This window comes from Nitrospirota bacterium (assembly GCA_016195565.1).
GTDB lineage: Bacteria > Nitrospirota > Thermodesulfovibrionia > Thermodesulfovibrionales > UBA1546 > UBA1546.
Window position 1 is genome coordinate 1 of the sequence record JACPZK010000002.1, and the last position, 12382, is coordinate 12382.

The following is a 12382-nucleotide window of genomic DNA, read 5'->3' on the forward strand; positions in this document are numbered from 1 at the left end:
ACTGGTAGAATTTGTGACCCCTCTTCTAATTGTTCTGGTTCTTATCCTTATACTTGTTGCGGTTACCCAAAGTTAGGATGTGGAAATCCGGGGACAGCAACGCCTGCTATTGGCGAAGTGGGGGGCGGGGGTGGATGTTGTAATTATTCTGCACTTATTACTCATGTGTGTCATATCATCGGAAATAAAGTAGATGAATGGCAATGCCCTCCCTGCACCAACGGCCAGACTCAATCCTGCTATTCAGGAGCCTCAGAAACAAAAGGCATCGGCGAATGCAGAGCAGGAACACAGACCTGCACAAACGGACAATGGGGAGCATGCGTAGGCGAAATCCTGCCCTCAACCGAAGTCTGCGGAAACAATACAGACGAAAACTGCGATGGGAATATTGATGAGGGGTGCGCTGTATGCGAGGACAAGGATGGAGACGGCTACTATGCATATAACCCAGTAAGCTGTTCTCAAGGCAACGACTGCAATGACAATGACGCCAGCATTAATCCCGGCGCTAAAGAAAAATGCGATGGCATAGACAACAACTGTGACGGACAGAAAGACGAGACCTGTCTTGGAAATCAATGCGGGGAGATGAAAAGGACAGATGAAAAGGGACAGATGAAAAGGGGACAGGCTACTTTTAGAGTAGGAATGGATATAGAAAATGCCGAGAGATCATGAAAGAGGCAAAGAGAAAACATCAGATAAAGTTATTTTCATACTACTTGATGCCGAATCATTTTCATATGGTTCTAATGCCAGAGCATGGAGATGAGTTAAGCAGGTGTATGCAGTGGTTGATGACAAGCCATGTCAGAAGATATCACAGACACTACGGAAGCAGCGGGCATATATGGCAGGGAAGATACAAGAGTTTTATAATACAGAAAGATGCACATCTTTTGATGGTTATGAGATATGTTGAAGGCAATCCAATAAGGGCCGGATTGGTGCGCTCTGCTAAAGAATGGGCATGGTCATCACATCGGGAAATGATTGGAGGGAAGAAAAATATTCTGGCAGGCGAAGTACCGATAGAATTATCTGAAAACTGGGAAAGATATATAGATGAACCATTGACGTATAAGGAACTGGAAAGTGTCAGGCAGAGTGTTATCAGGCAGTCACCGTATGGGAAGCCCGATTGGCAGATGAAAGTGTGCAAGGAGCTGGGTTTAGAATCTACTTTAAATCCAAAAGGTAGACCGAGAAAGGAGAAAAGGGCATGAAAAGTAGCCTGTCCCCCTTTTACTCTCCTATGAACGAGATAGAATCAGAGGTGGAAGGCGTTATTGTCAGGATACTTGTTGAAAACGGGCATTCGGTGGAATACGGGGAACCGCTCTTTTTAATAGAACCTGTGTAGGAGAAGTTGGAAGTGAAAAGTTGAAAGTTGCAAGTTGCAAGATTTAAATCTGTAACTCTTAATTTTTAACTTATAACTCTTAACTTTGAGGAACGAACTATGGAATTATTTAAGAAAGTTTTAATAGCAAACCGCGGAGAGATTGCAGTAAGGGTTATAAGCGCCTGCAAGGAACTCGGCATAAAGACAGTAGCCGTATATTCAGACGTAGAAAAAGAAGCCCTGCATGTCAGGCTTGCAGATGAGGCTGTCTGCATCGGGCCTGCGAATTCTGCTCAGAGCTATCTTAACATCCCTGCAATACTGAGCGCAGCTGAGATCACAGATTCAGAGGCAGTGCATCCCGGTTATGGTTTCTTATCTGAAAATCCCCATTTTGCAGAGGCATGCGCCACATCAGGGATAACATTTATCGGCCCTACGCCTGAGAATATAAGAGTCGGCGGCGATAAGGCAAAGGCAAGGCAGATGATGAAAAGGCGCGGCATTCCTGTTGTGCCGGGAAGCGACGGCCCTGTTATTTCAGAAGAGCTTGCCATGAAGGTGGCAAAGAAAATAGGGTTCCCTGTGATTATTAAGGCGTCTGCCGGAGGCGGCGGCAGGGGAATGAGAATTGTAAATGAAGAAAGCGGGCTTGAACAGGCATTTCATATGGCTCAAAGGGAAGCTCTTGCCGCATTCGGGAACGGCGAGCTTTATGTTGAGCAGTACATCCCTGAGATACGGCATATAGAAGTCCAGATAGCTGCTGACAGCAAAGGCAATACAGTGCATTTCGGAGAAAGAGACTGCTCAATACAGAGAAGGCATCAGAAACTTATAGAAGAAGCGCCATCCCCTGTCTCAACAGAGAAGTTTAGGAAAAAAATTGGAGAGCTGGCAGTAAGGGCGGCAAAGGCTATTAAGTACAGGAATATCGGGACCATGGAGTTTATCGTAGATATGGAGGGCAATATATATTTCATGGAGATGAATACAAGGATTCAGGTTGAGCATCCTGTCACAGAGATGGTAAGCGGTGTTGACCTGGTAAAGGAACAGATAAAACTTGCTGCAGGTTCCCTGATAGAATATAAACAGCACCAGATAAAATCTTACGGCCATGCGATAGAGTGCAGGATAAATGCCGAGGACCCGGAGCGTTTTATTCCGAATCCCGGCAAAATTACATTCCTTTCTCTGCCCGGCGGCCCGGGTGTGCGCGTGGACACAGCTGTCTACTGCGGATGGACAGTGCCTTCATATTACGACTCGCTTATAGCAAAGGTTATTGTGCACGGCAGAAACAGGGAAGAGGCTATCTCAAGAATGAAGCGCGCCCTTGATGAATTTATTATTGAGGGAATAAAGACAACAATACCTTTTCATAAGAAGGTCTTTTCACAATCTGACTTTGTGAACGGCGAATTCAATACAGGGTTTGTTGATAAGATTAACGGTTCAGGACAGTCGGTCTCGACTCGCAGCGAGGATAAGCAATGAGCGGCGCAGATGACAGGAAAACAAGAAGGGCGCTGGTTCACAAAGATGTAGTGATAAATGGAGTAACAAAAGCAGAGGCGCTTGATATAAGCATAGATGGCATGTATATCTACACGCAGTTCAGTTTTATAGCAGGAACAATTTTTGAGGTCAGCTTTAAGATTGGGGAAGATGCCATTAAGGCGATGGCGCATGTTCAGCACGCCCAGCCCAATGTCGGCATCGGAGTTAAATTTGTTGATCTTTCTGCTGAAAATAATGAGAAGATAAGAAAGTACATAGAAGGCTGAAGGCCGCACTACCGTCCGGCATAAGCTTATTGCTAAAAGTATTCAAGATTTTTTATAATATAAAATAACTTTAAGGAGGATTGAGTTGAAGGAAGGAATACATCCTGAATATAAAGAAGTGAAGACGGTCTGCGCCTGTGGCGAGAGTTTTGTCACAAGGTCAACGAATCCTAAGATTCATGTTGATATCTGCTCAATGTGCCACCCGTTTTTTACCGGAAAGCAAAAGATGCTTGATGCTGAAGGAAGGGTGGAGAAGTTTAAGAAGAAATACGCAAAAAAAACCAAGAAGTAGATAAGCTTAAGAGGATAAAAGTCGTCCCGACGTTACGCCGGTACGACTTTTTTATTGGAATGGACTTGCTGCTGAGTTAACTCGTTCCTGTCATTCCGCACTTGATGCGGAATCCAGATTTTTGTTCTTTCTGGATTCCCGTTTGCACGGGAATGACGAAATAGAGTTCAGTTGCAAAAATTCCACAACTCTCGCAACTTGCTGCGGGATGGTTTATTGAAAGGACATTAAAAAGAAAATGAAAAACATCGGTGGACAGGCGGTAATAGAGGGAGTGATGATGAAGTCCCCAAAAGGCTGGACAGTGGCTGTGAGGGACATGAAGGGGGATATTCATGTGAAAAGAGAAGGGCTGTCTGAACTTCCGAATCTGCTGAAGGTCCCGATGCTCAGGGGAGTTGCTGCATTATTCCACGCTCTTTTCCTTGGAGTGAAGGCAATAGAGTTCTCTGCAAGCAAGGCATACAATGAAGATGAAAAACCGATGAGCCCTTTAACCATCAGCCTGACAATGGGCTTCGCTTTTGTCATAGGGATTGCGCTTTTTGTGCTGCTTCCGCTGTATGCAACGAAACTTATCGGTATTGTGATTGCTTCTGTTTCTGAGAATTCGTTTTTATTTAACATTGTTGACGGAATAATAAGAGTTTTTATATTCCTGAGTTATGTCATGGCAATCGGACTCTGGAAGGAGATGAGGAGGATATTTGAGTATCACGGCGCTGAGCACAAGGTAATACATGCATACGAGAATGGCAAAGAGCTTAATGTGGAGAATGTAAAGCCTTTCAGCCCTCATCACCCAAGGTGCGGCACGAGTTTTCTGTTGATAGTCATGATAACAAGCATTTTCGTATTTTCTTTCATCCCGCAATCGTGGTTTTTTGTTTATAAGTTCCTCTCAAGGCTTATTCTTATTCCGGTGGTGGCAGGGCTTTCATATGAGATTCTGAAGCTTTCTGCAAAGATGAAAGATAATCCGATTATAAACCTCATGATTATGCCGGGGCTTCTTTTGCAGAGGCTCACAGCCCATGACCCTGATGACAGGCAGATAGAGGTTGCCATCACAGCATTAAAAGAGGTTCTTGAATTAGAGGCGGAAAATGCTGCTTGAAAAACTCCAGACAATAGAAGACAGATACGAGAAACTGACAGTCCAGATGGTAGACCCGAAGGTACTGTCTGCGCCGCAGGAGTATCAGAAATACTCAAAGGAGCAGTCTGAACTTCAGTCCCTTGTTGAGAAGATCCGTGAGTACAAAAAACTTTTGACGGATATGGAAGGAGCGGAAGAAATTCTTAAGGGCGGAGATAACGAGTTCAGGGAGCTTGCGCAGGCAGAGCTTAATGAACTGAAAGAGAAAAAGCCCAAGATAGAAGAAGACCTAAAGACAATGCTTCTGCCGAAAGACCCGAGGGATGAAAAAAGCGTAATACTTGAGATACGGGCAGGCACAGGCGGAGAAGAGGCGTCTCTTTTCGCAGCAAACCTTTTCAGGATGTACTCAAGATATGCTGAGATGAGGAGATGGAAGGTGGAGGTAATTGATTCCAGCCCGACAGGCCTCGGCGGGTTAAAAGAGATAATTGCAAATATCACAGGGAAGGGCGCATACAGCAGGCTGAAATATGAAAGCGGTGTTCACAGAGTGCAGAGGGTGCCTGTAACAGAGGGATCGGGAAGGATTCACACATCAGCCGCGACAGTTGCGGTTTTGCCTGAGGCTGAAGATGTTGATATAAAGATAGAAGAAAAGGATCTCAGGATTGATACATTCTGTTCATCAGGCGCAGGCGGGCAGAGCGTAAACACGACTTATTCAGCAGTGAGGATTACCCATGTGCCTACAGGACTTGTTGTGCAGTGTCAGGATGAGAGGTCCCAGTTAAAGAACAGGGGAAAGGCAATGAAGGTTTTGCGTTCAAGGCTTCTTGACCTTGAGATAGAGAAAAAAGATAAAGAACGCGCCGCTGACAGAAAGACTCAGGTCGGCACGGGCGACAGGAGCGAGAGGATACGGACATATAATTTCCCTCAGAACAGGGTGACTGACCACAGGATAGGGCTGACTCTTCACAGGCTGGAGAGCGTTCTTGAAGGCAACATTGATGAGCTAATAGATAATCTTATTGCTCATTATCAGGCGGAGAAGCTGAAGGAACTGTAACGCTTAAACTCACAGGTGCGGCGATTGATTCACCGCATCCGCCGGAGTGAGTTGTTAGCGCTAAACATATTTAAGTTCCTTCCCGATTCTCTCCGAGAGAAACATTTTAAGAAGAGATTGATATGGAACATCGCGCTTATTAGCCAAAAGCTTTAATTCTTCAAGCATCGCTTCAGGAAGACGCAAAGATATTGTCTTAAGTGAGGGCTTGAGTTTTGGCAGAACCATCCTTTTCGCTTTTTCCCATTCTATATATTCGGTAGAATCAGCTTTTGACCAGAATTCTTGCTCTTCAGTTTCAGTTTTAAATTTAGGAATTCTCTTTTTCATGATGTTTTGTATAACCTCCTTTCCTTTCTGTTCATATCTCTTGCAGAAATTACCCTAATAAGATTTTCTCTTATGGCAAACACTATAAATAAATGCCGTCCAGCATCTGTACGACCAAGCGCAAAATAACGCGGCTCCTTCTGTGAATGTTGAACATCCTGCGTTGCAATGAGCGGTATATTGAAGAAAATCTGTTCGCATTCTGACGCTGAAACTTTGTGTTTTTCCCAGCTTTTTAAAATATTCCCTTTATCCCACTCAAACCCTTCGCATTCAGCTAAACTCTGATAGATATCCATGTAATTCAGTATATGACTATAATATACAATTCGTCAAGGGCTTTTTCTATAATGAGTGCTTAACGGCTATTGAGCTAACAGGCGCGCCGTTTTATGGTGTGTTCTTCTTGAGCGATAAGTCTTAATGTGATTATGCATTAATTTCTATTTTCTATTACGCCTGAAGTCAGTGGGGCGCTTTTGCGCATTCGCTGGATTTATTTGTTATAGAGTCTTTCTTCATTAGTTCTTTCTTGTAATTCTGATATTCAATGTAGACGCTTCGAAAATAAATTAGCGACAAAGCGAGACCAACAGTAAGTGAAGCTTCCAGACTTTCCGAACGAATATAAAGAAAAATCACAATAGCAAGGACAAAGAGCAGCCAAATGACGTAATTCCTTAATATTTTCTTCCATATCTTCTTTCGTAATGAATCCATTTTATTCAATCTCGCTCAATTGGCCTGATGTCTATTTCATAATTTTGTGACATAACATTATATTTTATGCCGCATGCGTCTTTTTGTGGTGATTTTAGAGATTATATGAGAAAGTGTCAAGGAAAAATGTCTTCCCATTCTGGTTTTAAAAATCTAAAATCTGATAAAATGTAGGCATACATGGAAACATTCGGTCAATATATATTGCTTGAAAAGGTTGCCGCCGGCGGCATGGCTGAGCTGTTCAGGGCTAAGAAAATCGGCATAGAGGGCTTTGAACAGGTATTGGCTGTAAAGAGAATTCTGCCCCACCTTTCATCCGACGAGGAATTTGTAAATATGTTCATAGCCGAGGCAAAACTTGTTGCGCAGCTTACGCATAAAAATATCGCGCAGATATATGACTTCGGCAGGATAGATCAGAATTATTTTATTTCAATGGAATATATAAGGGGCAAAGACCTTAAGGCAATACTCAAAAAAGTAAGTTTGGAAAGGAGAAAGCTGCCTGCCGGTATTGCAGTATTCATAGCAAAAGAAGTTGCCGCAGCCCTTGGTTATGCGCACATTCAGAAAGACAGCGCAGGCAAGGACCTCAATATAATACACAGGGATATCAGCCCGCAGAATATTCTTGTTTCTTACGAGGGCGAGGTTAAGATTGTAGATTTCGGCATTGCAAAGGCAAGCGCCCATTCAAAAACAACAACCGGGATGCTTAAAGGAAAACTCTCTTACATGTCTCCTGAACAGGCATGGGGAAAGCCCGTTGACTACAGGTCAGACATTTTTTCGCTTGGTGTTGTGCTGTATGAAATGCTTACAGGCAGAAAGCTCTTTCAGGGAGATTCGGAGGTAGGCACGCTTGAAATGATCAGAAAGGCAAGGATTGAACCGCTGCCTTCCGCTGTTAATATGGACATGCCTTCGGGCCTTGAAGCTAAAGTTTTAAAAGCGCTGGCAAGGGAGGCGTCAGAGCGTTATCAAAATGCCTCTGATATGGAATTAGACCTCTGGGGTGCGTCGGTTAATGTTCTTGATGGCAACCCTGTATTGACTCTTAAACAATATATGAATGATTTGTTCAGAAGCGAAATTGAATCTGAGCGCATGACTGAAAGGATTATCTCTATAAAGCTTGAAAAGGAACTGGCAGAGCAACAAGGGGGCCATAAAGAAGAAGGATTGACGCCTTCAAAAGAAGAAAGTTATGAGTCTGAAAAGCCAAAGACAGGGAAGAAGGAACGGCCTGTTAAACCTGTCAGGGCCTCGATGCCAAGAAGATGGGGCAGCTGCATAATTTTTCTGGCGCTTGTTATTTCTATAATAGCCGGCGTATTTTTGTTCCCGTCTTATAAAAACAAGATTACTCCTTATGCGCTTGATGTTATTGCCAAGATAAAAAATATATACCAGAAGCAATTTGGAACTCCTACGGATAAGCCGGTTATTCAGGACAAGTCTTCGCGCGATATCACCATCACACTGAAAAGCGGCAGAAAACTTTTCTGGAGCAATTATTTTGAGGAAGGCGACAATTACTGCACAAACGAATCTTACGGCAAGCTCTGTGTTCCCAAGGATGATGTTGTCTCAATTAAAGACGCAAAGAAGTAAAGTCTTCAATATACAGGGCATTCGATGCGCTGGAAAAATAGACGCGAAGATGTTAGAATCCTCAATCTTATGTCATACAAGAGCATAAAGGACTGGCCCGAAGAAGAAAGACCAAGAGAAAGACTTCTCAGTCTTGGAGCAGCTAACCTGTCCGGCGCCCAGCTTCTCGCTATTATACTCAGGACAGGCGGCGGCGGAAAGAGCGCAATAGATCTCGCAATGGAGATGATTGATTCTTTTAAGAGCATGAAAAACATGGAAAGTGCGTCAATAAAAGAACTTGCTTCCTTTAAAGGAATCGGCAATGCAAAAGCAGCACAGATTAAGGCGGCATTTGAATTAGGCAGAAGACTCTTTATGGAACGTGATGTTAAGGGCCCTGTGTTTTCTTCAAGCAATGATGTGTATTCTTATTATTATCCGCTTGTCAGAGACTTCAAAAAAGAAATTCTTTTTTGCGCTATGCTTGATGCAAAAAACAGGATATTCAGGGATTGCAGGATTTCCGAGGGGACGCTTACAAATTCTCTCATCCATCCGAGGGAGGCGTTTAAGAACGCAATAAAAGAATCGGCAGCATCTGTTATCTTTATACATAACCATCCAAGCGGAGACCCTGCGCCAAGCCGTGAGGACATAGCCATAACCGAGAGGCTTATGCAGACAGGTGAAATCGTAGGCATAAAGGTTCTGGACCATGTGATAATAGGGGACAGCAGGCACACAAGTCTTATGGATGATGGATATATGAAAAATACCAAGGGGAGGGTTTAAATGCCGAAGATAAAGAGGGCAGTTGTAAGTGTGTCAAACAAAAAGGGGTTGGCTGAATTTACAAAGTCGCTTCATTCATTGGGTGTTGAGATACTGTCAACAGGAGGCACTGCAAAGGCGCTGCGGGATGCAGGCGTTCCTGTGAAAGACGTCTCTGATTACACGGGATTTCCTGAGATGCTTGACGGCAGGCTCAAAACGCTCCATCCGAAAATTCATGGCGGCCTTCTTTCAAGGAGGGACAACCCGAAGGATATGGAGGATATAAAAGAATACGGCATAGAGTTGATAGACATGGTTGTTGTAAATCTTTACCCCTTTGAAGAGACTGTGGCAAAACCTGATGTTACATTTGCAGAGGCAATAGAAAATATAGATATAGGCGGGCCCACAATGCTCCGTTCTGCATCAAAAAATTTTAAGGACGTTGCGGTAGTGACAGACTTTAACGACTATGGCAGTATTATTAAGGAGATGAAAGAGCTTAAGGGAGACCTCAGTTACAGGATGCGGCTTGAACTTGCGAAAAAGGTCTTCAGGCTTACATCCAGGTATGACAATGCAATCGCTGATTACTTAACGAAGGCAGGAGAAGGTAAATAACCATGAAGGTTCTTGTTATCGGCGGCGGCGGGAGAGAGCATGCCATTGTCTGGAAGCTTGCTCAGAGCAGGCATATAGAAAAAATATTCTGCTGTCAGGGGAACGCGGGCATTTCGGAGCTGGCGGAATGCATAAGTTTTGATGACAACAACTTTGATTCACTTGTTAATTTTGCCAGATACGAGGGAATTGACCTGACGATTGTAGGGCCTGAGGCGCCGTTATCAAGAGGCGTAGTTGATGTATTTGAGAAAAACGGCAGGAAGATAGTCGGGCCTAACATTAAGGCAGCACAGCTTGAGGGCAGCAAGGTTTTTGCGAAAGACCTTATGAGGCGATACGGGATACCAACCGCAGAGTATAAGGCATTTACTTCCTATCTTCATGCAGAAGATTATGTGCGTATGAAAGGCGCTCCCATTGTCATCAAAGCAGACGGACTTGCAGCAGGGAAAGGCGTGATTGTAGCGGAAACCGTTGATGAGGCAATAGCAGGACTTAAACTTATAATGAAAGACCGGGCCTTTGGGGATGCAGGCAACAAAGTGCTTGTTGAAGAATGTATCCGGGGCGAAGAGGCGTCTTTTATGGCATTCACTGATGGAAAATCAATACTTCCGATGGTAAGCGCTCAGGACCATAAACGGATTTTTGACGGGGATAAGGGGCCTAATACCGGCGGTATGGGAGCATACAGCCCTGCTCCCGTGATTACACCTGAGCTTGAAGCAACAGTGATGGAAAAGGTAATGCGCCCGGTAATAAAGGGATTGCAGTCAGAGGGGATAAAATACAAAGGGATACTCTACGCAGGCCTTATGATAAAAGAAAATAAACCATACGCACTGGAGTTTAACTGCAGGCTTGGAGACCCTGAGACCCAGCCTGTTCTTGCAAGGCTTAAAACAGACCTTGTGGATATTGCCCTTGCTATAGCCGATGAAAAGCTATCAAGCGTCAATCTTGAATGGAGGCCTGAGCATTCAGTCTGTATTGTAATAGCGTCAAAGGGCTATCCCGGCGCATACGAAAAAGGCAGGGTCATAGAAGGGCTCAATGACGTCAAGAAAATGGAGGATGTCTTTGTTTTTCATTCAGGCACATCATTTAATGACAATAAAATTGTAACATCAGGCGGAAGGGTGCTCGGAGTAACAGCGCTCGGCAGGGACATAAGGGATGCAAAAAATAAGGCGTATAATGCCATAGAGAAGATTCATTTCAAGGGGATGTATTACAGAAGGGATATTGCCGACAGGGCAATAAAGAATTCTTTAAGTAAAAGTTGAAAGTTAAGAGTTTCAGAAAAAAATAAACTTTTAACTTTTCACTTTTAATTTTTAACTCTGTATTTAGGAGGTTATATATGAAACCAAAGGTTCTGATATTAATGGGAAGCGATTCTGATTTGCCGGTTATGGAGGAAACAGAAAAGATATTTAAAGCATTCGGAATCTCCTTTGAAACAACAATAGCGTCAGCGCATCGTTCACCTGAGAGGGCGGTAAAGCTTGCAAAGGGCGCAGAGAAAAAGGGGTTTGAAGTAATCATTGCAGGCGCAGGCGCGGCAGCGCACCTTGCCGGAGTTATTGCAGCGCACACAATACTTCCTGTGATAGGCGTCCCCATTAATTCGTCTCCTCTCCAGGGCTTTGATGCCCTCTTTTCTACAGTGCAGATGCCGCCGGGAATCCCTGTCGCAACGATGGCTGTTGGGACGGCCGGCGCAAAGAATGCGGCAATCTTTGCCGCAGAGATTATCGGAAGAAAGGATGCAAAGATTGCAAGGCAATTGAAAGAGCATAAAAAAAGGCTTGAAGAGGAAGTGGAGAGGAAGGCAAAAGCGCTTAGGAGAAAGTAATGCGGGTTCATCTGGACTGTTACCCGTGTTTCCTCAGGCAGACTATTATTGCGGCAAGGCTCGGGACAAAAGACAATGAAAAAAGAGAATATGTTGTCAAAAAAATAGCGGCTGCTATCGGAGAAGTTGACACTTCAAAGACCCCTGCCCATGCAACCACCTTTCTCCACAGAGAAATACGGGATCTTCTGGGAAGAGATCCGTTTAAAGGCATAAAAGCAGAATACAATCAGATTGCTTTAACCCTCTACCCTTTTTTAAAAAAACGTGTTGAGGAGAGCCCGGATCCCTTGTGGACTGCATCACGCCTTGCAATTGCCGGCAATATTATTGACTTTGGCATATTCACTTCCGTGGACATCGAAGGGACAGCAGAGAGGGCATTAAGAGGTCCAATAACAGTTGATGATTATCCGGCGTTTAAGGATGAAATCAAAAAACATGACAAAATCCTCTATCTGCTTGACAATGCAGGCGAGATAGTCTTTGACAGGATTCTCATAGAGGCCCTTGTTTCTCACGGCAAAAAAGTAACCGCAGTTGTAAAAGGTTCGGATATTATAAACGATTCAACCATGCAGGATGCACGTGAAACGCATATGACAGAAACCTGCCATGTCATAGACAATGGTTCTGACGCCGTAGGAACAATACTGGAATGGACGTCAGAAAAATTCCAGAGCGATTTCGCAAACGCCTCCCTTATTATCAGCAAAGGACAGGGGAATTTTGAGACGTTAATGGGGTCTCAAAAAAGAATATTCTTCCTCTTTCAGTCCAAATGCGATGCAGTTTCAAAAGAACTGGGACTTTCTAAGGGGTCTATGCTTTTAAAAAAATTCTGACCTGCCTGTATAGCTGGAAAAGTTAGAT

General features: G+C 44.0%; 16 protein-coding genes. 14 read left to right on the forward strand and 2 right to left on the reverse strand.

Features of this window, described 5'->3' with window-relative positions:
- The 8 genes from HY035_00030 to prfA form a co-directional block, all read left to right on the forward strand.
- On the forward strand, nt 1–681 hold a 681-nt coding region (locus HY035_00030), incomplete at its 5' end, for a putative metal-binding motif-containing protein (protein ID MBI3376778.1).
- Nucleotides 678–1229 (forward strand): transposase, encoded by a 552-nt coding sequence (locus tag HY035_00035; protein MBI3376779.1) that lies wholly within the window; start codon nt 678–680, stop codon nt 1227–1229. The genes HY035_00030 and HY035_00035, both read left to right, overlap by 4 nt.
- On the forward strand, nt 1226–1366 hold the full coding sequence (locus HY035_00040; protein ID MBI3376780.1) for a hypothetical protein: 141 nt from the start codon (nt 1226–1228) through the stop codon (nt 1364–1366). The genes HY035_00035 and HY035_00040 overlap by 4 nt, the downstream gene beginning before the upstream one ends.
- Nucleotides 1367–1465: 99 nt before the next feature.
- Nucleotides 1466–2848 (forward strand): acetyl-CoA carboxylase biotin carboxylase subunit, encoded by a 1383-nt coding sequence (gene accC, locus HY035_00045; GenBank protein MBI3376781.1) that lies wholly within the window; start codon nt 1466–1468, stop codon nt 2846–2848.
- The gene (locus HY035_00050) at nt 2845–3138 is read left to right on the forward strand and encodes a PilZ domain-containing protein (GenBank protein MBI3376782.1); all 294 of its coding nucleotides are present in this window, start codon (nt 2845–2847) and stop codon (nt 3136–3138) included. Before accC ends, HY035_00050 begins: the two co-directional genes overlap by 4 nt.
- Before the next feature lie 85 nt (nt 3139–3223).
- Complete coding sequence (gene rpmE / locus HY035_00055) at nt 3224–3433, forward strand: 50S ribosomal protein L31 (protein ID MBI3376783.1); 210 nt, start codon at nt 3224–3226, stop codon at nt 3431–3433.
- Nucleotides 3434–3671: 238 nt separating this feature from the next.
- Nucleotides 3672–4550, forward strand: a complete 879-nt coding sequence (locus HY035_00060) for a DUF1385 domain-containing protein (GenBank protein ID MBI3376784.1) — start codon at nt 3672–3674, stop codon at nt 4548–4550.
- A complete protein-coding gene (gene prfA / locus HY035_00065) occupies nt 4543–5604 on the forward strand; it encodes a peptide chain release factor 1 (protein ID MBI3376785.1) in 1062 nt (353 codons plus the stop codon). Before HY035_00060 ends, prfA begins: the two co-directional genes overlap by 8 nt.
- A 60-nt stretch (nt 5605–5664) precedes the next feature.
- On the opposite strand, the gene HY035_00070 is transcribed toward prfA, so the two are convergent.
- Both HY035_00070 and HY035_00075 read right to left on the reverse strand, forming a co-directional pair.
- A complete protein-coding gene (locus HY035_00070) occupies nt 5665–5934 on the reverse strand; it encodes a BrnA antitoxin family protein (GenBank protein ID MBI3376786.1) in 270 nt (89 codons plus the stop codon).
- On the reverse strand, nt 5931–6233 hold the full coding sequence (locus HY035_00075; protein MBI3376787.1) for a BrnT family toxin: 303 nt from the start codon (nt 6231–6233) through the stop codon (nt 5931–5933). Before HY035_00075 ends, HY035_00070 begins: the two co-directional genes overlap by 4 nt.
- Nucleotides 6234–6834: 601 nt before the next feature.
- Between HY035_00075 and HY035_00080 the strand changes: the two genes are divergently transcribed.
- The 6 genes from HY035_00080 (at nt 6835) to HY035_00105 (ending at nt 12354) form a co-directional block, all read left to right on the forward strand.
- Complete coding sequence (locus HY035_00080; GenBank protein ID MBI3376788.1) at nt 6835–8271, forward strand: serine/threonine protein kinase; 1437 nt, start codon at nt 6835–6837, stop codon at nt 8269–8271.
- 69 nt (nt 8272–8340) lie between these two features.
- Nucleotides 8341–9045, forward strand: a complete 705-nt coding sequence (gene radC / locus HY035_00085; protein ID MBI3376789.1) for a DNA repair protein RadC — start codon at nt 8341–8343, stop codon at nt 9043–9045.
- Nucleotides 9046–9648, forward strand: a complete 603-nt coding sequence (locus HY035_00090) for an IMP cyclohydrolase (GenBank protein ID MBI3376790.1) — start codon at nt 9046–9048, stop codon at nt 9646–9648.
- A gap of 2 nt (nt 9649–9650) precedes the next feature.
- On the forward strand, nt 9651–10937 hold the full coding sequence (gene purD, locus HY035_00095; protein ID MBI3376791.1) for a phosphoribosylamine--glycine ligase: 1287 nt from the start codon (nt 9651–9653) through the stop codon (nt 10935–10937).
- Nucleotides 10938–11014: 77 nt separating this feature from the next.
- Nucleotides 11015–11509 carry a 5-(carboxyamino)imidazole ribonucleotide mutase gene (gene purE / locus HY035_00100; GenBank protein ID MBI3376792.1) on the forward strand — a complete coding sequence of 165 codons (495 nt, stop codon included), beginning with the start codon at nt 11015–11017 and terminating at the stop codon, nt 11507–11509.
- A complete protein-coding gene (locus HY035_00105; protein MBI3376793.1) occupies nt 11509–12354 on the forward strand; it encodes a DUF89 family protein in 846 nt (281 codons plus the stop codon). The genes purE and HY035_00105 overlap by 1 nt, the downstream gene beginning before the upstream one ends.
- Nucleotides 12355–12382: the final 28 nt, after the last annotated feature.